Below are 25710 nucleotides of genomic sequence, written 5' to 3'. Positions count from 1 at the left end.
CCTGGTCAGGACGAGTCGGGTCAGTGAGCAGCGGGCCGATGCATCGCTGCGATGGGCCCAGATTAAGGAGGATGCCGGCAGCGTTACAATCCGATAATCGCACTATTGTTCGATTATCGAACGATTTATTACTAGGGTCGACATGTTCTCAACTGTAGGAGCCGGCCTTGCCGGCGAACCAGGCAACGCGGTGGCAGGCACCGGCCATGCCGGTGTTCGCCGGCAAGCCGGCTCCTACAGAGGGTTGTCAGCGCCTGGTCAGGTGGCGTCGGCGTGGCTCACCAACCCCTTAACCACCACCCCTACCGTCGCCAATGCCGCCGGCACCAGCAACGCCGTCAGCACCTGCTCGAAACTCCACCCCAACCCAAGCAAGGTAGCGCCACTCCAGGCTCCCAGAATCGCTCCGAACCGCCCGATCCCGAGCATCCACGACACTCCGGTGGCCCGCCCCTGAGTCGGGTAGAACCGTGCCGCCAGCGAAGGCATGGCCGACTGCGCACCGTTGACGCACATGCCGGCGATCAGCACCAGTGTGGCCAGCAAGGTGATGTTGCCCAGGCTCTGCCCTACCGCATAGGCGAACACACCGGCCAGCAAGTAGAACAGGCCGATCACCGTGTGCGGGTTGAAACGGTCCATGGCCCAGCCCACCACCACCGCGCTGAGCACGCCACCAAACTGGAACAATGCACCGATGAACGCGGCCTGCTCCATGCTCGCGCCGCTGTCACGCATCAAGGTGGGCAGCCAGCTGGTCAGCAGATAGACAATCACCAGGCCCATGAAGTAGGTCAGCCACAACAACAGGGTACCCAAGCCATAGGTTCCAGAGAAGATCACCGCAAACACATTGCGCGTGGCCACTGCCTTCTGCTCCGGCACGCTGAAGCTCGACGCTTGCGCGACCACCGTCGGTGCAATGGGCGCCAGGGTCTTGCGAATCCTGTCCACGCTGCGGTTGCGCACCACCAGGAAACGCGCCGACTCCGGTAGCCAGGCCAGCAGCACAAGCGCCAGCAGCAAGGGCAATACCCCGCCGATCACCAGCAGGCTGTGCCAGCCGTAGGCCGGGATCAACTTGGCGGACATGAAACCGCCACCGGCCATGCCCAGGTTGAAACCACAGAACATGCTGGTCACCAGCAATGACTTGAGCCGCTCGGGGGTGTACTCGGAGAGCAATGTGGTGGCATTGGGCATGCCCGCGCCCAGGCCGAGGCCCGTGAGGAAGCGCAGTACCAACAATTGGTCGACATTACTGGCGTAGGCCGAAGCCAGGCTGAACCCACCGAACACCAGCACTGCCGCCACCAGCACACCCTTGCGCCCGAAGCGGTCGGCCAGCGGGCCGGAACCCAGCGCGCCAAACACCATGCCGATCAGCGCGGCGCTCATCACCGGGCCGAGGCTGGCGCGGTCGATCCCCCACTCCTGGGACAACGCCGGGGCGATGAAACCCATGGCAGCCGTGTCGAGGCCATCGAGGAAGACGATCAAAAAGCACAGGATGACCACCCGCCATTGATAACGGGACAGGGGCTGGTCATTGATGAACGACTGGACGTCGAGGCATTGGCCAACCGTGGATTGCGGTTTGTTCATTATTGTTATCCAGGAAAGAGGCGCAGGCAGGCGACTGCGTAAAAGTAAAAACGCAGGGGCAGGAAACTTCTCGGATAGACAGGCGCTGGATCAGCCTGAGCGCAAAGGCACCGTGCGCGGGTGCGGCCGCGACAACGATAGAGGCGTTTTCATGGGGAGCCCTTCTGGCCTGTTGTTATTGTCGGGTCGGCAAAGCCGACTCGTGCGACAGACATTAATCAGCAGGCGTGGGCTGCGCAATTCATTGGAAACGAGATTGTGCGTTTATCGAACAGGAATACATGTGGGCTGTACAACTTACCTGTAGGAGCGGCTTCAGCCGCGATTACCCGCGCAAGCGGGTGCCAGACACCGCGGTGCCTGCATCGCGGCTAAAGCCGCTCCTACAGATCTTTGCAACCCCATCATCAACCGAACAACTGATGACAGAGATCCCGGCTGGCTGCCAGCAGGATCGGCAGGAAGCGCTGCTCCAGCTCGCTGCGGCTGACCCGCCCTACATGGGTACTGACATTCAGCGCCGCCAGCACCTGCCCGGAGGCATCGTAGATCGGCACGGCGATCGAACGCAGCCCCTGTTCCAGCTCCTGGTCGACCACGCACCAACCCTGCTGACGCACCTGCTGGATACACGCGAACAACGACTCCGGATCGTGCAGGGTACGACTGGTTCGGGCCTTGAGGTCGGCACGCTCCAGATACTCGTGGAGACTGGCGTCGTCGAGGGCCGCCAGGAGAATCCGGCCCATCGACGTGCAGTAGGCCGGCAGCCGCCCGCCCACCGACAAGTCCACCGAGATCAACCGCTCCACCGTGGCCGAGCGGGCTATATAAAGGATATCGTCGCCTTCGAGGGTGGCCATGTTGGCCGCCTCGTGAAGCTGGTCGCTGATCCGGTCCAGGTAGGGTTGGGCCGAAACCGCCAGCGGGGTCGAGGACAGGTAGGCGTGGCCCAGTGTCAGTACCTTGGGCAGCAATGAGTAGGTGCGGCCATCGGTGGTGGCATAGCCCAGCTTGATCAAGGTGTGCAGGCAACGGCGCACGGCCGCGCGGGGAATCTCCGTGCGATGGCTGATCTGGGCGATGGTCAGGTGACGCTTGCGCTCCTGGAAGGCTTGGATCACCGCCAGGCCACGGGCCAGGGAGGTCATGAAGTCCGGATCGCCGGTGAACGCCTGAATGCGCTTGGCCGCCGAAGCCACGATCGGCGGTGCCATGGCAGGCGTCGCGCCCTTTGCAGGTTCGTTCGCCAGGGGGCCGCTGGTTTCTTCGCTCATGGACTCGCCTCAAAAAAAACGCTGGTTCGTGCGATTATCGAACGAACGGCCGATAATCGCAATTGACCGCTGACACTTTTGCTTATACCTTTCCCCTGCCACATGTGGCTTCTTTGGAGAGACTGGTCAGGTACCCACCGCAGAAGTCCCAGGCAACGGCCTCGCCCTCCCGCGAGGCCGTTTTCATTTAAGCGGCTTGAAGTAAACTTCCAGGCCTCAAGACGCTGGAACTTCCTGACGACCGCAGAAGCGAATGCCCACGGCAGTCAATGACAACTTCAGCGACCTTGTCAGTAACAAGTAAAGAACGATAGTCTTCGACTTGGCGGTTGCTATAATCGCCCCGATCGATTGTTCAATTGCACTATTACGGATCCAATCGACCCACCTTCGTCGCTTTCCGACCGTCAGGACCATCGCCTCAGGCATGGCTTGTCCGGTGGTGATCAAAGGCACTTTCCCAGGTTGCCCTTCACTCTCCACCCCGTGTCCTCGCGACGAATCATTTCGTGCCGACGGTGTGCCCACACATTAAGTGTGTCCTTCAACGCCAGCACCAAACTTCAACCTATTCAGGTATTACTGTGACGAAAGAAGAACTGCGCGCGGAACTCGAGCGCCAGGCTGAACGTTACAAGGATGTTTACGGTGGTGAAGTCACCACCTATGCCGCGCAACCCGAACCGGAACGCAAACCCTGGCGCAAACGCGCCACTGTCCGTGACCAGGCCTTTGCCCATGAGCTGGAAAAGATGGAGAAGGAACTGCGCACCGAGGGTGATGAACCTGCATGATGCCATCGCGCCACCGGCGATCGCCCTGATGCGGGTTGAGCGTGGTCGAAACAGCCTTGGTGAAATGGATTCACACAAATTTCATACAAGCGTTTGAAAGCCGAACCAGAATCCACTTACGCATCAAAGCTTTGATTTTTCTAGAAATTGCCGAATTTTCTGCGCACTTTCGACCGCTATCGCATTGCCAGCACCGCCATCGGCAACACCCGTCGCCCTGCCATCGGTCAGCGGCAGGTGCATCGATTGCCATGGTTTTCTGGCATAATCCCGCCCCCCTAAGACCGCCAGAAAACCTTCATGATCGATTTATTCAGCGGACTGGATGCCTGGGTTATCGTGAGCCTGACGCTCGCTTTGACCTTCGTCCTCGCATTCGAGTTCATCAATGGCTTTCATGACACCGCCAACGCGGTAGCCACTGTCATCTATACCAAAGCCATGCCACCGCACCTGGCCGTGTTCTTCTCCGGTGTGTTCAACTTCCTCGGGGTTCTGCTCGGCGGTGTCGGGGTGGCCTACGCCATCGTCCACCTGCTGCCGGTCGAACTGCTGATCAATGTGAACACCGGGCACGGCCTGGCCATGGTCTTCTCGTTGCTGGCCGCGGCCATCACCTGGAACCTGGGCACCTGGTACTTCGGTATCCCGGCCTCCAGTTCGCACACCCTGATCGGCTCGATCCTCGGTGTCGGCCTGGCCAACGCACTGATCAGCGACATCCCGCTGGGCGATGGCGTGAACTGGCAGAAGGCGATCGACATCGCCACGTCGCTGGTCCTCTCGCCAATGGCTGGCTTTGCCGTTGCAGCCCTGGTGCTGCTAGGCCTGAAGTGGTGGCGCCCGCTGTCGAAAATGCACAAGACGCCCGAACAGCGCCGCAAGCTCGACGACAAGAAACACCCACCGTTCTGGAACCGCCTGGTGCTGGTAATCTCGGCCATGGGCGTGAGCTTCGTGCACGGTTCCAACGACGGCCAGAAAGGCATCGGCCTGATCATGCTGGTACTGATCGGTATCGTCCCGGCCAAGTTCGTCCTCGACCTGAACAGCACCACCTACCAGATCGAGCGCACCCGCGACGCAACCATGCACCTGAGCCAGTTCTACCAGCGCAACGCCGCCACCCTCGGCGAGTTCCTGGCACTGGGCAAGGCGCAATCGAGCGACCTGCCGGAGCAGTTCAGCTGCAACCCGCAGCAGACCGAGCCGACCATCGCCGCCCTGCAATCCTCGCTCGCCGGCGTGACCGACTACCGCGCCCTGAGCGCCGAGAAGCGCGTCGAAGTGCGCCGCTACCTGCTTTGCCTGGACGACACGGCGAAGAAGGTCGGCAAGCTGCCAGGCCTGGAAGCCCGCGAAAAGGCCGACCTGGAGAAGCTGCGCAAGGACCTGACCGCCACCACCGAGTATGCGCCGTTCTGGGTGATCGTCGCCGTCGCCCTGGCCCTGGGCCTGGGTACCATGGTCGGCTGGAAGCGCGTGGTGCTGACCGTCGGTGAGAAGATCGGCAAGCAAGGCATGACCTATGCCCAGGGCATGTCGGCGCAGATCACCGCCGCCTGTGCCATCGGCATGGCCAACATCTTCAGCCTGCCGGTATCCACCACCCACGTGCTCTCGTCGGGTGTGGCCGGCACCATGGTCGCCAACAAGAGCGGCCTGCAGGGCGGCACGGTGAAGACCATCCTGCTGGCCTGGGTGCTCACCCTGCCGGCCTCGATGGGCCTGGCGGCCGGCTTGTTCTGGCTGGCGTCCAAGGCCATTGGCTGAGTGACTGCAACCGCATGAAAAAGGCGCCTCAAGGCGCCTTTTTCATGCTTGTCAGCCTGAACCTTCCTGGAAACAACTGACTGCTTGTCGAAGCCGATGTTCGCCGGCAAGCCGGCGCCTACAGGATCGTGCGTACAGCCCTGAAGCTAGCGTTTCTTCCCGCCCAGCAACGACCCCATCAAGCCACGCACCAACTGCCGCCCCAACTGATTGGCCGCCTGGCGCACCGCCGACTTGATCGCCTGCCCCGCCGCACTTTGCAGAAACTCTCCGGCCTTGTCGGCAAAACTGTCTTCATCCGCCTTGGGTTGTGGCGCCGGTTCCACCGGCGCGCCCTTGCGCTGGGTGAGCATTTCGTAAGCTGATTCACGATCGATCGGCTTGTCATAACGCCCCGCCAGAGGCGAGGCGCTGATCAACGCACTGCGCTCGGCGGCGCTTAACGGCCCGATCCGCGACTGGGGAGGTGCAATCAGTACCCGCTGGACGATCGCAGGCGTGCCCTTCTCCTCCAACGTGCCCACCAACGCCTCGCCGATGCCCAGCTCGGTCAGCACCGCCAGGCTGTCGAACGCAGGGTTGGGGCGAAAACCATCGGCCACGGCGCGCAGCGACTTCTGCTCCTTGGCCGTGAACGCCCGCAGGCCATGCTGGATACGCAACCCCAACTGGGCCAGTACGGCATCGGGCAGGTCTCCGGGCGACTGGGTGACGAAATACACCCCCACGCCCTTGGAGCGGATCAGCCGCACCACTTGCTCCAGGCGGTCCTGCAAGGCCTTTGGCGTGCCATTGAACAGCAAGTGCGCCTCGTCGAAAAACAGCGCCAGCACCGGCTTGTCGGCATCACCGCGTTCGGGCAACTGCTCGAACAGCTCGGCCAGCAGCCAGAGCAGGAAAGTCGCATAGACCTTGGGGGCGTCATGCACCAGCCGGCTGGCATCGAGCAGGTGGATGCGTCCTCGACCATCGCCGTCGACCCGCAGCAAGTCTTCCAGTTGCAGGGCCGGCTCGCCGAACAGCGCCTCGGCCCCCTGTTGCTCGAGGGTCGCCAATCGACGCAGCAGGGCTTGAGTGGAGGCGCTGGTCATCAGCGCGCTGTCCTCGCCCAGCAGTTGGGGGTTGTCCTTCAGGTGCGCGAGCAGGGCCTTGAGGTCTTTCAGGTCGAGCAACAGCAACCCTTCGCGGTCTGCCACCTTGAAGGCCGCGTACAGCGCGGCCTGCTGACTGTCGGTCAACTCAAGCAGGTTACCCAGCAGCAAGGGCCCCATGTCGCTCAAGGTGGTGCGCAAGGGATGCCCGGATTGCCCGGCGACATCCCACAAGGTAACCGGGTAGGCCTGCGGCCTGTGGTTCAACCAGGGCATCGCGGCGATACGCTCGGCCACCTTGCCCTGGGGGGCACCAGCGGCGCCGAGGCCACACAGGTCACCCTTCACATCCGCGGCGAACACCGCGACACCCGCATCGCTGAACAGCTCGGCCAGGTGCTGCAAGGTAACGGTCTTGCCGGTACCGGTCGCCCCCGCCACCAAACCATGGCGATTGGCCAGACGCATGGCCTGTGATACGGGCTGGGCATCAGGGCCAGCCCCTACAACCATTTGCGAAGAATCTGACATCTTGCTTCATCCCCTACTCAAGTTCTGCCACCTGACTGCCGATATTTCAAAATGATTCTTCCCAGAAAGACAGTAACAACCCGAAAAGGACTCACGGGAATTGTTGCACTGTTTTCCAGCCGTGCTTTGTGCGAACGACCCGATAACAAAACCTTAGCGGACGCATCACGTCATGAATAAAAGCCTTCGTTTCAGCCACAAGATTCTTCTGGCGGCATCACTGATCGTGATCCTCGCCTTCAGCCTGTTCACCCTCTACAACGACTACCTCCAGCGTAATGCCATTCGCGCCAACCTGGAGAACTACCTGGCTGAAATGGGCGAGTCGACGTCCACGAACATTCGCAACCTGTTCGAGGGGCGGATCAAACTGGTCGAAAACGTCGCCCAGAACCTCGCCCAATCGCCACAAAATGCCGGCGCCCTGCTCGGCCAGAACGCCCTGACCTCAAGCTTCCTGACCATTTACCTGGGCCAGCCCGACGGTACCTTCACCGTGCGCCCCGACACCAAGATGCCCGACGGCTACGACCCGCGCGTACGCCCCTGGTACAAGGATGGCTTGAATGCCAATGGGCCGATGCTCACCGAGCCCTATATCGACATGGCCACCAACAAGATGGTCATCTCGATCGTCGACACCGCCTCGCGCTCGGTCGGCGTGGTCGGTGGCGACCTGGCCTTGGACGGCCTGGTGGAGATCATCAACGCGCTGAACTTCGGCGGCATGGGCTACGCCTTCCTGGTCAACGACCAGGGCAAGATCCTGGTGCACCCGGACAAGAACCTGGTGATGAAGTCGCTGTCGGACCTGTTCCCGCAGAACACCCCACGCCTGTCCGGTGACCTGACCGAGGTCGAGCTCAACGGCCAGACCCGCTTGCTGACCTTCACCCCGGTCAAGGGCCTGCCTTCGGCCAACTGGTACATCGGCCTTTCGGTGGACAAGGACAAGGCCTTCTCGATGCTCAGCACCTTCCGCACCTCCGCGGTGATCGCCACCCTGGTGGCGGTGGTGATCATCATTGCCCTGCTGGGGCTGCTGATCAACGTGTTGATGCAACCGCTGCATACCATGACCCGCGCCATGGCGAACATCGCCGAGGGCGAAGGCGACCTGACTCGTCGCCTGGAGATCCACAACCACGACGAGTTCGGCATCCTCGGGACAGCCTTCAACCGCTTCGTCGAGCGTATCCACGGCTCGATCCGCGAAGTGTCGTCGGCCACCGAGCAGGTCAACGAAGTGGCCCTGCGAGTGATCAGCGCCTCCAACTCGTCGATGAGCAACTCCGACGAACAGTCCAACCGCACCAACAGCGTCGCCGCCGCCATCAACCAGCTCGGCGCCGCCGCCCAGGAAATTGCCGGCAACGCCGCCCAGGCCTCGCAACATGCCAGCTCCGCCCGTTTGCTGGCTGAGGAAGGTCAGCAAGTGGTGCAGCGCAACATCGATGCGATGAATCGCCTGTCGGACCTGATCGTCACGTCAAGCGAGCATATCGAGACGCTCAACAACAAAACCGTCAACATCGGCCAGATCCTCGAAGTGATCACCAGCATTTCCCAGCAGACCAACCTGCTGGCGCTGAATGCCGCGATCGAGGCCGCCCGCGCCGGCGAGGCCGGGCGTGGTTTCGCCGTGGTGGCGGACGAAGTGCGCAACCTCGCCCACCGCACCCAGGAGTCGGCGCAACAGGTGCAGAAGATGATCGAGGAGCTGCAGGTCGGCGCCCGTGAATCGGTCGACACCATGGGCCAGAGCCAGCGCCACAGCCAGGACAGCATGGACATCGCCAACCAGGCCGGCGAACGCCTGGGCAGCGTCACCCAGCGCATCGGCGAGATCGACGGCATGAACCAGTCGGTGGCCACCGCCACCGAGGAACAGACCGCCGTGGTCGACTCGATCAACATGGACATCAACGAGATCAACATGCTCAACCAGGAAGGGGTCGAGAACCTGCAGGCCACCCTGCGCGCGTGCTCGGACCTGGAGCAGCAGGCCGGGCGCCTGAAGCAGCTGGTCGGTAGCTTCCGGATCTGACCTGGAACCGCCTGCGGGCGCTCCCACGGCGAACAGCGTTCGCTGTGGGAGCAAGTGCAGGTCGGCCCTGCCCAGGATAGGGCACAGGATACCCTCTGGCCCGGCTTTGCCGGGCTTCGCCAGCAAGGCTGGCTCCTACGGATCAAGTCATTGCAGTTGCTTGGCAACCTGCCGAGCACAGGGCTCGCCAGAGCAATTCAGCGCATCCCAGAGCTCGGCGGCACCGGGGAACTCGGTGCCGTCTTCATCGCTCAACGCATCAGGATCGAAACGGGCCAGGCAACCCTCGCCCAAGGTGGGCCGCGCCACGGCACCGGCCTTGTCACGTGGGTCTGCCATAGGCCAATGCTCGCCTCAGTTGAACACGACAGTCTTGTTGCCGTGGACCAGCACGCGGTCTTCCAGGTGATAGCGCAGGCCACGGGCCAGAACCATCTTCTCCACGTCACGGCCGAAGCGAACCATGTCCTCGATGCTGTCGGCGTGGCTGACACGCACCACGTCCTGCTCGATGATCGGGCCGGCATCCAGTTCCTCGGTGACGTAGTGGCAGGTCGCGCCGATCAGTTTCACGCCACGCAGGGCAGCCTGGTGATAAGGCTTGGCGCCGACGAACGAAGGCAGGAAGCTGTGGTGGATGTTGATGACCTTTTCCGCGTACGCCTGGCACAGCTGCGGCGGAAGAATCTGCATGTAACGCGCCAACACCACAGCGTCGGCCGCGTATTCCTGAACCAGGCGCGAGACCTCGGCGAACGCCGGCTGCTTGTCCTTCGGGTCGACCGGCACATGGTGGAACGGAATACCGTGCCACTCGACCATGCTGCGCAGGTCGTTGTGGTTGGAGATCACGCAAGGGATCTCGCAGTCCAGCTCGTTGGTGTGCCAGCGGTGCAGCAGGTCGGCCAGGCAGTGCGACTCACGGCTGGCCATCAGCACCACGCGCTTCTTCTGCGCGGAGTCGGTGATACGCCAGGTCATGGAGAACTCTTCGGCGATCGGCGCGAAGGCCTCGCGGAAAGCCTCGATACCAAACGGCAAGGACTCGGCGCGGATCTCATGGCGCATGAAGAACCAGCCGCTCTGTTCGTCGGAGTGGTGGCTGGCTTCGTTGATCCAGCCGTTGTAGAGGGCCAGGAAATTACTGACTTTTGCCACGATGCCGACGCGGTCGGGGCAGGCAATCACCAGTCGGTAGGTGCGCATGAGAAAGACTCCAAGAACTTCGCAAAGGGCCCATTCTAGCGGGCCGCTGGGAAAAACGCAGTATTGATCGACACACTGCGCAGGCCAGCCATACTCCACGGCCGACGCAGGACATACCCCTTCTTTTGACGGGGGGATGAGCCTGTCCCGCATGAATATGTAAATTTTTCTTAACCTAACAGTGGCGCTATCACTCGCCATCATTAATTGATTCAATATTTTTTTATTGTTTACTTGCGAGTATCGGCTGTCTATTATTGCCCTCACTGTCCCCTACACATGAATTAAGGAACGCTCCATGTCCCTGATCAACGAATACCGCGCCACCGAAGAAGCCATCAAGGAACTTCAAGCTCGCCTGGCCAACCTGTCGCAAGACGACAAGCTGAAGAAAGAGCTGGAATTCGAAGGCAAACTGCGCACCCTGATGGGCGAATACTCCAAGTCCCTGCGTGACGTGATCGCCCTGCTCGACCCGGAAAGCAAACTGAGCAAAGCGCCACGCGGCGCCGCCAAAACCACCACTACCAAGCGTGCGCGCAAGGTCAAGCAGTACAAGAACCCGCACAATGGCGAGGTTATTGAAACCAAGGGTGGCAACCACAAGACCCTGAAAGAGTGGAAAGCCAAGTGGGGCGGCGACGTCGTCGAAAGCTGGGCCACCCTGCTGGACTGATTTGCGCACCGCGCTTCAGTTCCAACATCAAGAACGCCGGCACTTGCCGGCGTTTTTGTTTGTCCATTCCCTTCAAATCTGGAAATGCGCTTTGAGTTTGTCGGCATGTGCCTGCCAAGCCTCCAGCACCCTCCGCCCGGCCTCGTCGGCATTGACCAGACTGCTCTGACACGCCACCTCGAAGTCGCCGAGTGTATTGGGAGCTCCCCACTTCGGGTCGCTCAGGCGCTCCCGACAGAACCCATGCCATCGCGCGAGCTCCTGCTCATCAAGCGTGTCGGCAAAGTTGCGCGCGCGGTAGCGGAACAGTAACTCCGGCAAGCGCGGATCATCGAACATCCAATGCCCTTGACCCAATTGAGCGGGATCCGCGCCTCGCACTTGCTCGCATAAGCGCCGGTCGCGATCCCCGAGAAAACCGTCATACAGCTGTTGCTCCGGATCCTCCGTCGGGGCAAAAGCTTCTTCTTCGAAGATAATATCCAGCTTGTCACGCCAGGTTGCCTGCTGATTGGCCAGATGGTCAGCATGCGACTGCAACGTCGACATATCGATCCCCAGCCGCTGCTGATCTTGCGCACGTATTACCGATAACGGCGCCACGACCGGGCAACGATTGATATGTACCAACTTCAACGGCACCGGTAATTCGCCTTCGGCCATGTCTTCACGGCGCGTGTACAAACGCTGACGCAACACTTGTGCACTTTCCTTCAGCAACGGCGCGCTGTCCTGGCCCAGGTCACACACTATCAACGCGTTGCGATTGCGCGGGTGCCAGGCCAGCGGCAACACCACACCGATATAGTTGCGCTCCGCCGAAAAACGACCGGAAACATGTACCAGAGGCTGCAACAGGCGGATCTGCTCCATCACTTTATGTTTGCTACGCAACTGGAACAGCCAGTCATACAACTTCGGTTGCCGATCACGAATCAAGCGGGCCAGGGCGATGGTTGCCCGCACGTCGGAAAGTGCTTCGTGGGCATGGCCGTGGTCAATGCCATTGGCCTTGCTGAGCAACTCCAGGCGCAGACTGGTGCGTCCGTCCTGCTGCGGCCAGACGATCCCCTCGGGGCGCAAGGCATAGGCGGTACGCACCACGTCGATCAGGTCCCAGCGGCTGTTGCCGCCCTGCCACTCGCGGGCGTAGGGGTCGAAGAAATTGCGATAGAGGCTGTAACGGGTGACTTCATCATCGAAGCGCAAGGTGTTGTAGCCCGCGCCGCAGGTACCGGGGCGCGCCAGCTCGGTGTGCACGCGCGTCATGAACTCGGCCTCGCACAGCCCCTGGCTGGCCAGCTGCTGCGGCGTGATGCCAGTCACCAGGCAAGCGGCAGGGTGCGGGAGAATATCGTCCGAGGGGCGGCAGTAGAGGTTGATCGGTTCCTCGATCTCATTGAGGTCGAGGTCGGTACGCACACCGGCCATCTGCAGCGGGCGGTCGCAACGCGGATTGATGCCGGTGGTTTCGTAGTCGTGCCAGAAGATGCTGGAGCTCACGGGGTCTTCCTGTAACAAGGTCGACCAGAGTCTAGCGGGCTGTACCGGGCCTGGGCCAGTGCTCAGGCAGAAGCATTCACGGGGCGGAAGCTGAAGAAGGCACGCAGGGAACGAACGAACTCATCGTATTCCTGGGGGGCCTGCAGCAGCATGAAGCCGGCATCGTAGTGCCCCGGTGTCTCATCTTCGCGGCACCACAGGCAACTGGCGGTGAGGTTGATGAACTGCTGCCCGCCGCCGGCCAGCGGCACGCGCAGTTGCAGCTCGAAGTCCGGCCCGACCAGGACCGGCAACTGGCTGATCAGCATCAGGCCATCTTCGGATGCGTTGCCCAGGTAACCGATCTGCTGGTCGGTGAAGCGGTTGAAGACCTTGAGCACGCAGGGGAGCTGATGGCGTTGGATATGGCGTTCGATGAACATGGTCGCAGCGCGTTCCTGTACCTGGAGCCAGGAAGACAAGGTACTGGCGATAATCGATACAACATGTTTAACAGATTAGCCCAGTCGGCGGCAGCCTCTACATGAAATCATGGAAACCTTGGCATTAACGCCAAGGTGTAGTGTTCACCGGATTGGCCACCGCCGCTTCCGCGCCACGCAGGTGGCCCAGCTTCTCCAGCGTCTGCAGGCGGGCCTGGGCACGATAGGCGTATTCGTTGCGCGGGTACTGCTGGATCAGGTACTGATAAGTCTGCGCGGCATCGACGAAGAGCTTCTGGCGCTCCAGGCACTGGCCGCGCAGCAACGACACTTCCGGGTGGATGAACGGGCGGGCACGGCTGGTGCGGTCGACCTGCGACAGCTCCAGCATCACTTTCGAGCAATCACCGCGGTCGTAGGCGCGGTAGGCGTTGTTCAGGTGATGGTCCATGGACCAGCGGGTGCAGCCGACGACACTGGCCGCCATGGTCAAAACGATCAGGGTGCGCATGGGAATTCTCCTTTGATGGCAGTGTATCGGCGCGTTCGAGAATTTCTCCAGCTGCAAGCTTCAAGCTTCAAGCTTCAAGCTTCAAGCCGCAAGAGGTCAGGCACCGTTCGCCTGCTTGTAGCTTGTAGCTTATAGCTTGTAGCTTGCGGCTTGCGGCTTGCGGCTTGCGGCTTGTAGCTTGCGGCTTGAAGCTTGCAGCTGTCGGTGCAACCGACCGTTCAAACGCCACCCACACGCGTGCACAGGTAGTGCAACGGAACAATGACTACAGCGAGATTCAGGAGTAGCCTTTCGCTGCGCTTCACTATAGGAGTCTGTGCATGTCCATCCGCCGCACCAAAATCGTCGCCACCCTTGGCCCCGCCAGCAACTCGCCGGAAGTGATCGAACAGCTGATCCTCGCCGGCCTGGACGTGGCACGTCTGAACTTCTCCCACGGCACGCCGGACGAGCACAAGGCCCGCGCCCGCCTGATCCGCGACATCGCCGCCAAGAATGGCCGCCACGTCGCGCTGCTGGGCGACCTGCAAGGTCCGAAGATCCGTATCGCCAAGTTCGCCAACAAGCGCATCGAACTGAAAGTCGGTGACACCTTCACCTTCTCCACCGCCCACCCGCTGACCGAAGGCAACCAGGATATCGTCGGCATCGACTACCCCGACCTGGTCAAGGACTGCGGCGTCGGTGACGAACTGCTGCTCGACGATGGCCGCGTGGTCATGCGCGTCGAGACCGCCACCGCAGATGCCCTGCGCTGCGTGGTGATCGTCGGCGGCCCGCTGTCCGACCACAAAGGCATCAACCGCAAAGGTGGCGGCCTGACCGCCCCGGCCCTGACCGAAAAAGACAAGGCCGACATCAAGCTGGCCGCGGAAATGGACCTGGACTACCTGGCCGTGTCGTTCCCGCGTGATGCCAAGGACATGGAATACGCCCGCAAGCTGCGTGATGAAGCCGGCGGCAGCGCCTGGCTGGTGGCCAAGATCGAGCGCGCCGAAGCCGTGGCCGACGACGAGACGCTGGACGGCCTGATCGCCGCCTCCGACGCCGTGATGGTGGCCCGTGGCGACCTGGGCGTGGAAATCGGCGACGCCGAGCTGATCGGTATCCAGAAAAAAATCATCCAGCACGCCCGCCGCAACAACAAGGCGGTGATCGTGGCGACCCAGATGATGGAGTCGATGATCCAGAACCCGATGCCGACCCGCGCCGAAGTGTCCGACGTGGCCAACGCCGTGCTCGACAACACCGACGCGGTGATGCTGTCGGCCGAAAGCGCCGCCGGCGCCTACCCGATCGAAGCCGTACAGGCCATGGCGCGCATCTGCCTGGGCGCTGAAAAGCACCCGACCAACCAGAAGTCCAGCCACCGCCTGCACACCACCTTCGAGCGCTGCGACGAGAGCATCGCCCTGGCGGCCATGTACACCGCCAACCACTTCCCGGGCGTCAAGGCGATCATCGCCCTCACCGAAAGTGGCTACACCCCGCTGATCATGTCGCGCCTGCGTTCGCACGTGCCGATCTTCGCCCTGTCGCCGCACCGCGCAACGCAAGCGCGCGCCTCGATGTTCCGCGGCGTCTACCCGATCGCCTTCGACCCGGCTTCGCTGCCGGCCGACAAGGTGAGCCAGGCGGCGGTCGACGAGCTGCTCAAGCGTGGGCTGGTGGCGCAAGGTGACTGGGTGATCCTGACCAAGGGCGACAGCTACCACACCATCGGTGGCACCAACGGCATGAAGATCCTGCACGTCGGTGATCCGCTGGTCGGCTGACCCCGCATTCGCCGGCAAGCCGGCTCCTACGGATACTGTGTATCACCCGTAGGAGCCGGCTTGCCGGCGAAACGGCCAGCACTGCTCACCGAGAAGCGTCAGGCATGCTCGGTGAACACATCCGCCAAGACCTGATTCCGCGGCACCCCGGCAATGAACAGCCGCCGCGCAAACCGCTCGACAGTCCCCGGCGCCCCGCACACCAGCGCCATCGTCTGCCGCGATGACAGCCGCAACCCCGCCAGCGCTTCTTCCAGCTGATCCGCCAGCACCAGTTCGACACTCACCCCCGTCATTTGCGACAACGGCTCGACCAGGTAATGCCCTGCCTGATCACGAGCCACATGCAGCACCCTGATCTCCCCTTGATGCCCCTGGCGCAATGCCTCGCGCAGGATGCCCCACAAGGGTGCAAGCCCGGTACCCGCCGCCAACAGCCAGAGCGGGCGAGCGTGCCAGTCCGGGTCATAGTGCAAGGCGCCACCGCGCAATTCGCCAAGCCGCAATGTGTCGCCCACCTGTAGCTGCCTGGCCCGGTCACAGAATGCGCCGGGGCGACTGCAATCGATGTGCAACTCCAGGAAGTCCTCTTCCCCGGGCAGGCTCGCCAATGAGTAAGGCCGCGCGACATCACCGCACCACAACACCAGGTGCTGCCCGGCCTGGTAGCGCAATGGCCTTTCAGGTTGCAGGCGCAGGCGCAGCACATCGCCGAACCAGGCCAACTCACGCACCCATGCAGGCAACCCGTCACGCTGTGGGTCGAACAAGGCCACCCGCAGGTCGCCGCTGACCGAACACTGGCAGGCCAGCCGCCAGCCTTGCTTGTGCTTGTCCGCCGCCAGCGCCTCGGGCTTGGCGTCGTCGGGCAGCCCTTCCAGGCAACGCACCAGGCAGGCGTGGCAACTGCCGGCGCGGCAGCTGTAGGGCACGGCGCAGCCCGCGTCGTTGAGCGCGTCGAGCAGGTTGCTGGCGGCCGGCACTGTCCAGCGGTGTTCGCCCACGCATAGTTCAGGCATGTGTTCTCCGGAGAGAGGATTCGAGATCGGTTCGCCGGCAAGCCGGCTCCTACGGGGTTGGGGTCGTTCTTTTCTCATTCTACGGCGCCAGCAAGAAGGATGCCCGCGCCCTGCCGACCTTGGTCCAGACCACGTGCAGGTGTTTCCCACGGCGGGGCACGGTATACTGCCGCGCCTTTTTTGTGCCGGCCCGACCAGCCGGCGCCTTGCCAGGCGTTCCTGACATACAGGTGTGCACTGTCGGAATGCCTTTTCGAATGTTCCCGTCTTTAAGAGGAGCGCGCTGCATGACCGTGATCAAGCAAGACGACCTGATTCAGAGCGTCGCCGACGCCCTGCAATTCATTTCGTACTACCACCCCGTCGACTTCATCCAGGCGATGCACGAGGCCTACCTGCGTGAAGAGTCGCCCGCCGCGCGCGACTCCATCGCCCAGATCCTGATCAACTCGCGCATGTGCGCCACCGGCCACCGCCCGATCTGCCAGGACACCGGTATCGTCACCGTGTTCATCCGCGTTGGCATGGACGTGCGCTGGGACGGCGCCACCCTGAGCGTCGACGACATGATCAACGAAGGTGTGCGCCGCGCCTACAACCTGCCTGAAAACGTCCTGCGCGCCTCGATCCTGGCCGACCCGGCCGGTGCTCGCAAGAACACCAAGGACAACACCCCGGCGGTCATTCACTACTCGATCGTCCCCGGCGACAAGGTCGAAGTCGACGTGGCCGCCAAAGGCGGTGGTTCCGAGAACAAGTCGAAGATGGCCATGCTCAACCCGTCCGACTCGATCGTCGACTGGGTGCTCAAGACCGTCCCGACCATGGGCGCCGGCTGGTGCCCGCCGGGCATGCTGGGCATCGGCATCGGCGGCACCGCCGAGAAAGCCGCGGTGATGGCCAAGGAAGTGTTGATGGAATCCATCGACATCCATGAGCTGAAGGCCCGTGGCCCGCAGAACCGCCTCGAAGAGATCCGCCTGGAGCTGTTCGACAAGGTCAACCAGCTGGGCATCGGCGCCCAGGGCCTGGGCGGCCTGACCACCGTGCTCGACGTCAAGATCATGGACTACCCAACCCACGCCGCCTCGCTGCCGGTGTGCATGATCCCCAACTGCGCCGCCACCCGTCACGCCCACTTCGTACTCGATGGCTCCGGCCCGGCCGAGCTGGAAGCACCGTCGCTGGACGCCTACCCGGAAATCGTCTGGGAAGCCGGCCCGAGCGCCCGCCGCGTCAACCTGGACGACATCACTCCGGAAGAAGTCGCCAGCTGGAAACCGGGCGAGACCATCCTGCTCAACGGCAAGATGCTCACCGGCCGCGATGCCGCGCACAAGCGCATGGTCGAAATGCTCAACCGTGGCGAAGCGCTGCCGGTCGACCTCAAAGGCCGCTTCATCTACTACGTCGGCCCGGTCGACCCGGTCGGTGACGAAGTGGTAGGCCCAGCCGGCCCGACCACCGCCACCCGCATGGACAAGTTCACCCGCCAGATCCTCGAACAGACCGGCCTGCTGGGCATGATCGGCAAGTCCGAGCGTGGCCCGACCGCCATCGAAGCGATCAAGGACAACAAGGCCGTGTACCTGATGGCCGTGGGCGGCGCCGCCTACCTGGTGGCCCAGGCCATTCGCAAGTCGAAGGTCCTGGCCTTCGCCGAGCTGGGCATGGAAGCGATCTACGAGTTCGAAGTGAAGGACATGCCGGTCACCGTCGCGGTGGACAGCAAGGGTGAGTCGGTGCATATCACCGGCCCTGCGCTGTGGCAGAGCAAGATCGCCGAAAGCCTGGCGGTGGAAGTGAAGTAACAGCACCTTCCCGCTGAAAGAACCGCTCCGTCTGGGGCGGTTTTTTTTGCTCGCGATCTGCAGCCCAGGTTGCGCCTTACACCGGAAGTGCCTTGAGCCAGAAGGATAGGATCTTGGTGGACTGTTCCTGCTCGTCCAGATCCCGCCAACGCTGGGACGTGCGCAACGACGGCTCCTGCAAAAAGCCCCGGTTTCGCCAGAAACCATGCAAGGGCCGATAGTCCAATGGGCGACGTGGGTGCCCGGCCGGGCGTTCGACCGTACAGAACGCGCAATAGTCGAATTCGGCAAGCTTGTGGGCGTAGGATTCGCGTTCGATGAAGAACCGTACCCCCAGGCCCCGCCCCCGATAGGCAGGCAGTACTGCCGACTCACCGAAGAAGTAGATCGAATTCGGGTCCTGCCCTTGGGCCAGGAACGGTTGCTGGAGCTCGACGGCGGCGTCGACCAGCGGCTGGCCGCAGGACGCGCCCACTACCTGGCCGCCGTCGATCGCCAACACCACCAGGCTGCGTCCGGATTCGGCGTAGACGGACAAGGCATCAGCTTCATCCTGCTCGACACCGTCGTACAGGTAGGGAAACTCGCGGAACACCGTCAGGCGCAGTCGAGCGAGGTCATCGAGGTAAGGCGCGATGGCGGCGCCGTGAAGCAGGCGGATTTCCATGCGGGGCGTTCATCCAGTCGATGTGAGAGTCGCGCTCGGCCAAGCCGGGCCTGAGTGAAGACCCTAACATCCGCCTCTTGCGTGGCCCTTTTCCCTGCGCGACAGGTATTTCTCCATCACCGCTGTCATCCCGCCTGGAATGGGAGGTCAGCACCTCCCATTCGCGATTATCGAGGGATCTTCCCCAGAACCTTCAGAAACGCAGCCAACCATGCGGGATGCGCAGGCCAGGCCGGCGCTGTGACCAGGTTGCCATCCACATGGGCCTGATCCACGGCGATATCGACGAAACGCCCGCCCGCCAGGCGAACCTCGGGAGCGCAGGCTGGATAGGCGCTGCATTCACGTCCCTCCAGCACCCCGGCCGCGGCCAATAATTGCGCGCCATGGCAGACCGCCGCGATCGGCTTGTCCGCCTTGTCGAACGCCCGGACCAACGCCAGCACTCGCTCGTCCAGACGCAGGTACTCCGGTGCCCGTCCACCCGGGATCAGCAAAGCGTCATAGCTTTCGGCCCGCACCTGCACGAAGTCGAAGTTCAGGGCGAAGTTGTGGCCGGGCTTCTCGCTGTAGGTCTGTTCGCCTTCGAAATCGTGGATCGCGGTGCGCACGGTCTGCCCCGCGACCTTTTCCGGACACACCGCGTGCACGGTATGGCCGACCATGCGCAAGGCCTGGAACGGCACCATGGCCTCGTAGTCCTCGACGTAATCACCAACCAGCATGAGAATCTTCTTCGCCGTCATCGCATCCACTCCTTCCTTTGCATGGGAACAATCCCAGCACGATAGTCCGCTTTGACGACAAACGATATACGCCGCAAGTCGCTAGTCGCGTCGGTCCAGCCAGTTGGCCACCACCCGGTCGAGCCAGCCCCACAGGCGTTGCTGGAAGCGGCGCCACAAGGGCCGGGCATGCCAGCGCGCCAGGTCGACTTCCTGGCTGAGGGCGAAGTCCCGTTCGAAGCTCGCCGTCACGGCGTGGGTCAGTGAGGGGTCGAGCGCTTCAACGTTGGCTTCGAGGTTGAAGCGCAGGTTCCAGTGATCGAAGTTGCACGAGCCGACGCTGACCCAGTCATCCACCACGGCCATTTTCAGGTGCAGGAAGCACGGCTGGTACTCGAAGATCCGCACGCCGGCACGTAACAAGCGCGGGTAGTAGCGATGGCCGGCATAGCGCACGGCCGGGTGGTCGGTGCGCGGCCCCGTGAGCAGCAGGCGCACATCGATACCCTTCTGCGCGGCGCGGCGCAGGGAGCGGCGCACGCTGAAGGTGGGGAGAAAATACGGCGTGGCCAGCCAGATACGCCGCTGGCCGCTGTTCAGCGCGCGCACCAGGGCGTGCAGGATATCCTTGTGCTGGCGCGCATCGGCATAGGCCACCCGGCCCATGCCCTGGCCCTGTGCCGGCACCTGGGGCAGGCGCGGCAGGCCGAAGCCTTCCGGCGGGCGCCAGGCGGTACGGCGCTGGTTGGCGTGCCACTGGCGATCGAACAGCAGTTGCCAGTCGGTGACCACCGGCCCTTCCATGCGCACCATCACTTCATGCCAGTCGCTGGTGGCCTCGCCCGGCGTCCAGAATTCGTCGGTGACACCGGTGCCACCCACCGCCGCCCAGCGCTCGTCAACCAACAACAACTTGCGGTGATCGCGGTAGAGGTTACGCAGCCCCCGGCGCCAGCGCAGGCGGTTGTACCAGCGCAGGTAAACGCCTGCCTTCAGCAGACGCTCACGCAGAACGTTGGGAAATGCCAGGGAGCCATAGTCGTCGAACAGGCAGCGCACCCGCACACCGCGCCGCGCCGCCTGCTCCAGGGCCTCGACCACCGCCTCGGCGCAGGCGCCACCCTCGACCAGGTACAACTCCAGGTCGACCTGGAATTCGGCGCGGGTGATCGCCAGGAGCATGCGCGGAAAGAACTCGGGGCCGTCGACCAGCAGCTCGAACTGGTTGCCATCGCGCCAGGGGAAGACCGGCCCCGGCATGTCAGCGGGCGGTGAAGATCAGTACCGCGCTCACCGGCACCGACGGGTTGATCGACTTGAGCCCGGCCAGCTTGCGCAGGTTTTCCAGGCCCGGCAGCAGGCCAAAGTCGGCGGCGCGCAGGACTAGTGGCTCCAGTGTCACCACCTGGAAGCGTCGCTCATCCAGGCGGGTAGCCAGCAGCAAGGTGTTGTAGTCGTGGGTCTGGCCGTGCAGGGTGACGCTCACCGGCAGGCGCAGTTCCAGCTGGGCGCCGTTGGCCAGGTCGTTGATCGGGCGCAGGTCGATCTGCGCCTGCACCTTGCCTTCGGCGAAGCGCTCAACCTCGAACAGGCCGTCGCGCATGCGCTCGTCACGCAGCGGGATGCCGCTGCTGATCGAGTCCATCTCGATGGTTACTTCGGCGCCGCCCTTGCGGTCGACCTTGCCATGCAGCACCAGGAAACGGCTGACTTCGGCGATATTGCCGTTCTTGCCGGTGACGAAGGACAGCCTCGAGGACTCGCCGTCCAGGTGCCAGTTGGCGTGGGCAGGCAGGCACAGGGCGAGCAACAGTGCGGGCAGCAGACGGGACGCTTTGAACATGTGAAATCCTGTGAATCAAGGCCGTCAACCTTACCCGCCAGGTTTCACGGCAGCAAGCGGCAACCTTCGCGCGCGCCCAGCCAGGCCGCCTGGTTGCGCCGGCCCAGGCCCTCGGCGGTCACCTGGTGCCGGGCAGTGTCCTCTTCGAGCAGGCCCAGTGGCAGGTACTGCTCCACATAGCCTCGGCAGTAGGTTTGCTCGAAGCCCATGACGAAGCGGCAGGAACAATACTCCTTCGCCGAATAGGCCGAGAGGATGCCGGGGAAGTCCATCAGCGCCTGGCGCTCGTACCAGGCCCAGCCCAACAGCGCGAGCAGCAGCACCAGCAAGGCCTTCTTCATGCACCCTCCCCGGCCAAGGCCGCCAGCACCCGCTTGAGCAGTTCGTTGTGGCTGAAGCTGGCGTCGCGATCATCGGCGTAGCGCACGATCACCAGCTTCTGTGCCGGCAGCACATACAGTGCCTGGCCCCAATGGCCCAGGGCGGCGAAGGTATCGACCGGCACATCCGGCCATGGCGCAGGCTTGCCAGGCAACGGCAGGTTCAGCCACCAGTGGCCTCCCGGGTTGGCCTCGCCGGGGAGAGGCTCGGCCTGTGTGAACAGGGTTCGGTTGAACGCCACCCAGTCTGCCGGCAACAAACGGCGCTCGCCCCAGCGCCCGTCGCGCTGCATCAGCAAGCCGATGCGCGCCAGGTCACGGGCGCTCAGATAAAGGTAGGAAGAGCCGACGTAGGTGCCAGCCCCATCGCGCTCCCACACGGCACTGGTGATGCCCAGTGGCGTGAACAGGGACTGCCAGGGGTAATCGGCGTAGCGGCCCGGTTCGAGCATGCCACGCAGGGTGGCGGCCAGCAGGTTGGAGTCACCGCTGGAATAGAGGAAGCGCTTGCCTGGAGGGCTGTCGGCGGGCATCGCTGCGGTATAGCCCGCCATGTCGCCACGGCCTCGGGTGTAGAGCATCGCCACGACCGACGACTTCAGCGGCGCGTACTCGTAGTCCTCCTGCCAGGCCAGGCCGCTGGCCCAGTGCAGCAGGTCGGCGATTCGCAGCCCGGGGTGCGCCTGCAAGGCCGGAAAGTAGCGAGACGCGGGATCGTCGAGGTGGAAGCGTCCCTCGCCATAAGCCACGCCCATTAGCGTGGCCAGCACGCTCTTGCTCACCGACCAGGTCAGATGCGGGGTGTCGACGCTGGTAGGCGCCGCGTAACGCTCATGGAGGATGCGACCATCGCGGATGATCAGCAGTGCGTCGGTACGAATGCCGCCACGCGCTGCGTCACGTGGCGCGAAGGCGTAGGTGTCGACAGGCTGCCAGTCGAAGTGGGCTTCGTCGACCGGCCATTGTGCCGTGGGCCAGACTTCGGCCCAGGCAGGGCCAACAGTCATGGCCAGGGCAAACAACAGTGCCTTCATGGGGAACGCCTGCATGGGGCTGCTTTGCAGCCCATCGCGGCTGAAGCCGCTCCTACAAGGACCGCGCAAAACCTGTAGGAGCGGCTTCAGCCGCGATGGGCCGCACAGCGGCCCTGATTCAAAGGATCACCCAGCGTCCCAGCCTTTCATGACAATCCAGCGGCAGTCCAGGCTTTGGCCAGGCGCTTGTCGCGGGCAGCGGCGGCCAACGCCAGCACCCCCTGGTCACGCTGCCACAGCTGCGCCCAGTGCCCAGGTCCGGCCGCCAGGGCCTTGTCGATCTCGCCACGCAGCCCCTGGAACTGGGCAAACAACCCGCCCAACAGCAAGTGACAGGCAACGCTGTCGGGGCATTGCCGACTGCCCTCGGCGCACCCAGCCAGCAGGCTGACCAGACGCAGCCGCAGATCCTGCGGCCAGGCGCATTCCTGCGCGACGCCATGCAGCCAGCCCACCAGGGCGGCGAGTACATACAGGTCCTCGAGGGAACGGAAGGGCTTGACGTAGGCATCCCAGCCATCACCGGCCAGCAATTCACACGCCGCGTCCTTGAGCAACAACCGGCCGTGACCAACCTCTGGCATCAGCGGCAGCGTCGGCAAGGCTTCAAGGGTGACGCCGTGCTCCCCCGGATAGACCACCGCCAACTGCAACCTCGGCGCCTCGCCCTGCCCTTCATTGCGCGCCGCCACCAGCAACCATTCAGCTTCAAGGCCAGCGGTGACGAAATCCTTGCTGCCGGTCAGGCGCAGCCCGTCGAGCCGGGTGTGCATGTCGGCCGGGCGCACGCTGCGCCGCTCGGTGGCGCACAACGCGCCGAGGCTGGCCGGCGCGCTGGGCCAGAGCACCCGTAGCGCGGCCTGGTAACCCAGCAGGAAAGCCAGCCCTGGGGTGGCCATCGCCCGTCCACCGAGCACCGCCAGTTCGAACGGGGCGACCGTGCCGCGGCGTTCGAGCACGGCCATGTAGGTTTCGCCCAGGGTCGCTGCCAAAGGCAGGCGCAGGGGGTCATTGAGTCGTTGCAACCAGGCCATCGGGCGCTCCTTGTGGGCTGGCGGAAGGGGTGTCACGCAAGCATCACCAAAGATTCACAGGGGTGACACCACGCGTACCTAGGCTGACTTTGCACAACAAAGCCGACCGGCCGCAACCCTTTGGCTGGCTTATGGAGACTCGCAATGACTCGGATCGCTCGCTCTGGCGACAACAGCACTGAACGCCGTCTGCAAGCCGAACGCCTGGTCGGCGCCGCGGCCCTGCAGGAAGCACAAGCCCTGCGTTTCAAGGTGTTCAGCGGCGAATTCAAGGCCAAGCTCAAGGGCGCCGAACACGGCCTGGACATGGACGACTACGACATCCACTGCCGCCACATCGGCGTGCGCGACCTGGCCACCGGCCAGCTGGTCGCCACCACCCGTCTGCTCGACCACCAGGCCGCCAGCAGCCTGGGGCGCTTCTACAGCGAAGAAGAGTTCAGCTTGCACGGCCTGCTGCAATTGCAGGGCCCGATCCTCGAACTGGGCCGCACCTGCGTCGACCCGGCCTACCGCAACGGCGGCACCATCGCCGTGCTCTGGGGGGAGCTGGCCGAAGTGCTCAACGAAGGCCGCTACAGCTACCTGATGGGCTGCGCCAGCATCCCCATGCAGGACGGCGGCGTGCAGGCCCACGCGATCATGCAGCGCCTGCGCGAACGCTACCTGTGCACCGAGCACCTGCGCGCCGAGCCGAAGAACCCGCTGCCCACCCTGGCCCTGCCGAACAACGTCATCGCCGAGATGCCGCCGCTGCTCAAGGCCTACATGCGCCTGGGCGCGAAGATTTGCGGCGAGCCGTGCTGGGACGAGGACTTCCAGGTCGCCGACGTGTTCATCCTGCTCAAACGCGACGACCTCTGCCCGCGCTACGCCCGCCACTTCAAGGCGGCGGTCTGATGCGGCGGCTGCGGGCCAGTGCCCGCCTGCTGCGGCTGTGCCTGGTGCTGGTGCTGGGCCTGGTCATGGCCAGCATCATTGCCCTGGGCGAGCGCCTGGGGCTGAAAGCTTCCATCGAACACCGCCAGCGCTGGACCCGTCTGTTCATGGGGCGCCTGGTCGCCGCCCTGCCCTTCGAGGTGCGCATGGTCGGTGCCCTGCCGCAACGGCCGATGCTGTGGGTGTGCAACCACGTGTCGTGGACCGACATCCCCCTGCTCGGCATGCTCACCCCGTTGTCGTTCCTGTCCAAGGCCGAGGTGCGTCACTGGCCGGTGGCCGGCTGGCTGGCCGAGAAAGCCGGGACGCTGTTCATCCGCCGCGGCGGCGGCGACGCCCAGCGCCTGCGCGAGCAGATTGCCGGCCAGCTGGGGCAGGCTCGTCCGCTGCTGATCTTCCCCGAAGGTACCACCACCGATGGCCGCAGCCTGCGCACCTTCCATGGCAGGCTGCTGGCCGGGGCCATCGACCAGGGCGCGCCGGTGCAGCCAGTAGCGATCCAGTACCTGCGGGCGGGCGAGCCCGACCCGATCGCGCCGTTCATTGGCGAAGACGACCTGGTGTCGCACCTGATGCGCCTGTTCGGGCATGACCGGGGCGAGGTGGTGATCCACCTGATGCCGCCGATCAGCAGCGCAGGCATGGAACGCGCGGCGCTGGCGTTCCAGGCGCAGCAGGCTATCCAGCTGGCGTTGTTCGGCGTCGAGGAAATCAAGCCCCGCCGCCAGGCCAAGGCCGCCTGAGCACCGGTCAAACAACTCGCCCCGTAGGAGCCAGCCTTGCTGGCGAAGGCCACACCGCGGTCCAGCGTCGGACCCGGTTCGCCAGCAAAGCTGGCTCCTACAGAGGCCTCAGGGTTTCCCCCAAGGCCGAACCACCCCCGCCTTAGTATCATTTCGCCCTCACGGATCACCCGGGACCCCAACGTCCCCCGCCTAGGAAGGCCCTTTCACGATGTCTGCCGCACCCGCCGATGCCGCGCTTACCACGCGCGAAATCCAGATCGCCATTGCCCCCCTCGACACCCTCCTCAGCGAAGACCTCGGC

At 63.6% G+C, this 25710-nt stretch carries 24 protein-coding genes and 1 pseudogene; 9 read left to right on the top strand and 16 right to left on the bottom strand.

The window, feature by feature from the left end; translation table 11 throughout:
• Positions 1-258: 258 nt before the first annotated feature.
• On the bottom strand, positions 259-1605 hold the full coding sequence (gene pcaK, locus NGM28_RS21005; RefSeq protein WP_252091291.1) for a 4-hydroxybenzoate transporter PcaK: 1347 nt from the start codon (positions 1603-1605) through the stop codon (positions 259-261).
• Positions 1606-2012: 407 nt separating this feature from the next.
• Positions 2013-2882 (bottom strand): pca regulon transcriptional regulator PcaR, encoded by an 870-nt coding sequence (pcaR, locus tag NGM28_RS21000; RefSeq protein WP_240064677.1) that lies wholly within the window; start codon positions 2880-2882, stop codon positions 2013-2015.
• A gap of 584 nt (positions 2883-3466) precedes the next feature.
• Between pcaR and NGM28_RS20995 the strand changes: the two genes are divergently transcribed.
• On the top strand, positions 3467-3676 hold the full coding sequence (locus NGM28_RS20995) for a hypothetical protein (RefSeq protein WP_252091290.1): 210 nt from the start codon (positions 3467-3469) through the stop codon (positions 3674-3676).
• A gap of 300 nt (positions 3677-3976) precedes the next feature.
• Positions 3977-5449, top strand: a complete 1473-nt coding sequence (locus NGM28_RS20990) for an inorganic phosphate transporter (RefSeq protein WP_011532474.1) — start codon at positions 3977-3979, stop codon at positions 5447-5449.
• Between the two features lie 146 nt (positions 5450-5595).
• On the opposite strand, the gene NGM28_RS20985 is transcribed toward NGM28_RS20990, so the two are convergent.
• Positions 5596-7071: a helicase HerA-like domain-containing protein gene (locus tag NGM28_RS20985; protein WP_252091289.1), complete on the bottom strand. Its 1476-nt coding sequence runs from the start codon at positions 7069-7071 to the stop codon at positions 5596-5598.
• Between the two features lie 172 nt (positions 7072-7243).
• Here NGM28_RS20985 and NGM28_RS29035 point away from each other — a divergent pair.
• A pseudogene (locus tag NGM28_RS29035) lies at positions 7244-8260 on the top strand (HAMP domain-containing protein); the annotation flags it as partial.
• A 93-nt stretch (positions 8261-8353) separates the two neighbouring features.
• Positions 8354-9118: a methyl-accepting chemotaxis protein gene (locus tag NGM28_RS29030; protein ID WP_373694313.1), complete on the top strand. Its 765-nt coding sequence runs from the start codon at positions 8354-8356 to the stop codon at positions 9116-9118.
• 147 nt (positions 9119-9265) lie between these two features.
• Here NGM28_RS29030 and NGM28_RS20975 read toward each other — a convergent pair whose 3' ends face one another.
• Together NGM28_RS20975 and purU are read right to left on the bottom strand one after the other, a co-directional pair.
• Complete coding sequence (locus tag NGM28_RS20975; protein ID WP_252091288.1) at positions 9266-9457, bottom strand: hypothetical protein; 192 nt, start codon at positions 9455-9457, stop codon at positions 9266-9268.
• 15 nt (positions 9458-9472) lie between these two features.
• Positions 9473-10324: a formyltetrahydrofolate deformylase gene (gene purU, locus NGM28_RS20970; protein WP_252091287.1), complete on the bottom strand. Its 852-nt coding sequence runs from the start codon at positions 10322-10324 to the stop codon at positions 9473-9475.
• 298 nt (positions 10325-10622) lie between these two features.
• Here purU and mvaT point away from each other — a divergent pair, with 298 nt between their 5' ends.
• Entirely contained in the window at positions 10623-11000 is a 378-nt protein-coding gene (mvaT, locus tag NGM28_RS20965; RefSeq protein WP_240064674.1) for a histone-like nucleoid-structuring protein MvaT, read from the top strand.
• Between the two features lie 72 nt (positions 11001-11072).
• Here the strand turns inward: mvaT and sbcB are convergent, their stop codons facing one another.
• The 3 genes from sbcB to NGM28_RS20950 form a co-directional block, all read right to left on the bottom strand.
• A complete protein-coding gene (gene sbcB, locus NGM28_RS20960) occupies positions 11073-12503 on the bottom strand; it encodes an exodeoxyribonuclease I (RefSeq protein WP_240064673.1) in 1431 nt (476 codons plus the stop codon).
• 62 nt (positions 12504-12565) lie between these two features.
• Positions 12566-12925 carry a PilZ domain-containing protein gene (locus NGM28_RS20955; RefSeq protein WP_240064672.1) on the bottom strand — a complete coding sequence of 120 codons (360 nt, stop codon included), beginning with the start codon at positions 12923-12925 and terminating at the stop codon, positions 12566-12568.
• Positions 12926-13049: 124 nt separating this feature from the next.
• Positions 13050-13436, bottom strand: coding sequence for a tol-pal system YbgF family protein (locus tag NGM28_RS20950; protein ID WP_252091286.1), 387 nt, complete (start codon positions 13434-13436; stop codon positions 13050-13052).
• Positions 13437-13756: 320 nt separating this feature from the next.
• On the opposite strand from NGM28_RS20950, the gene pyk reads away from it, so the two are divergent.
• On the top strand, positions 13757-15211 hold the full coding sequence (gene pyk, locus NGM28_RS20945) for a pyruvate kinase (protein WP_240064671.1): 1455 nt from the start codon (positions 13757-13759) through the stop codon (positions 15209-15211).
• A 98-nt stretch (positions 15212-15309) separates the two neighbouring features.
• Here the strand turns inward: pyk and NGM28_RS20940 are convergent, their stop codons facing one another.
• Complete coding sequence (locus tag NGM28_RS20940; protein WP_252091285.1) at positions 15310-16230, bottom strand: iron-sulfur-binding ferredoxin reductase; 921 nt, start codon at positions 16228-16230, stop codon at positions 15310-15312.
• 287 nt (positions 16231-16517) lie between these two features.
• Between NGM28_RS20940 and NGM28_RS20935 the strand changes: the two genes are divergently transcribed.
• Positions 16518-18041, top strand: coding sequence for a fumarate hydratase (locus NGM28_RS20935; protein ID WP_240064669.1), 1524 nt, complete (start codon positions 16518-16520; stop codon positions 18039-18041).
• Positions 18042-18117: 76 nt separating this feature from the next.
• Here the strand turns inward: NGM28_RS20935 and NGM28_RS20930 are convergent, their stop codons facing one another.
• From NGM28_RS20930 to NGM28_RS20900, 7 genes are all read right to left on the bottom strand, one after another.
• Positions 18118-18708, bottom strand: a complete 591-nt coding sequence (locus NGM28_RS20930; protein ID WP_252091284.1) for a GNAT family N-acetyltransferase — start codon at positions 18706-18708, stop codon at positions 18118-18120.
• Positions 18709-18875: 167 nt separating this feature from the next.
• A complete protein-coding gene (locus tag NGM28_RS20925; protein ID WP_240064667.1) occupies positions 18876-19454 on the bottom strand; it encodes a DJ-1/PfpI family protein in 579 nt (192 codons plus the stop codon).
• Positions 19455-19535: 81 nt separating this feature from the next.
• Complete coding sequence (locus NGM28_RS20920; RefSeq protein WP_240064666.1) at positions 19536-20693, bottom strand: phospholipase D-like domain-containing protein; 1158 nt, start codon at positions 20691-20693, stop codon at positions 19536-19538.
• A gap of 1 nt (position 20694) precedes the next feature.
• On the bottom strand, positions 20695-21276 hold the full coding sequence (locus NGM28_RS20915) for a YceI family protein (RefSeq protein WP_240064665.1): 582 nt from the start codon (positions 21274-21276) through the stop codon (positions 20695-20697).
• A 44-nt stretch (positions 21277-21320) separates the two neighbouring features.
• Complete coding sequence (locus NGM28_RS20910; protein WP_240064664.1) at positions 21321-21617, bottom strand: amidase; 297 nt, start codon at positions 21615-21617, stop codon at positions 21321-21323.
• The gene (locus NGM28_RS20905; RefSeq protein WP_252091283.1) at positions 21614-22690 is read right to left on the bottom strand and encodes a serine hydrolase domain-containing protein; all 1077 of its coding nucleotides are present in this window, start codon (positions 22688-22690) and stop codon (positions 21614-21616) included. Before NGM28_RS20905 ends, NGM28_RS20910 begins: the two co-directional genes overlap by 4 nt.
• Before the next feature lie 146 nt (positions 22691-22836).
• Positions 22837-23724, bottom strand: coding sequence for an acyl-CoA dehydrogenase middle domain-containing protein (locus NGM28_RS20900; protein ID WP_252091282.1), 888 nt, complete (start codon positions 23722-23724; stop codon positions 22837-22839).
• Positions 23725-23868: 144 nt separating this feature from the next.
• On the opposite strand from NGM28_RS20900, the gene olsB reads away from it, so the two are divergent.
• Together olsB and NGM28_RS20890 are read left to right on the top strand one after the other, a co-directional pair.
• The gene (gene olsB, locus NGM28_RS20895; RefSeq protein WP_240064661.1) at positions 23869-24624 is read left to right on the top strand and encodes an L-ornithine N(alpha)-acyltransferase; all 756 of its coding nucleotides are present in this window, start codon (positions 23869-23871) and stop codon (positions 24622-24624) included.
• A complete protein-coding gene (locus NGM28_RS20890; RefSeq protein ID WP_252091281.1) occupies positions 24624-25406 on the top strand; it encodes a lysophospholipid acyltransferase family protein in 783 nt (260 codons plus the stop codon). Before olsB ends, NGM28_RS20890 begins: the two co-directional genes overlap by 1 nt.
• The last annotated feature ends 304 nt before the right edge of the window (positions 25407-25710 follow it).

This window comes from Pseudomonas sp. MWU13-3659, from assembly GCF_023757525.1.
GTDB classification, from domain to species: domain Bacteria; phylum Pseudomonadota; class Gammaproteobacteria; order Pseudomonadales; family Pseudomonadaceae; genus Aquipseudomonas; species Aquipseudomonas entomophila_E.
This window is presented reverse-complemented; position numbering and strand designations above follow the sequence as displayed.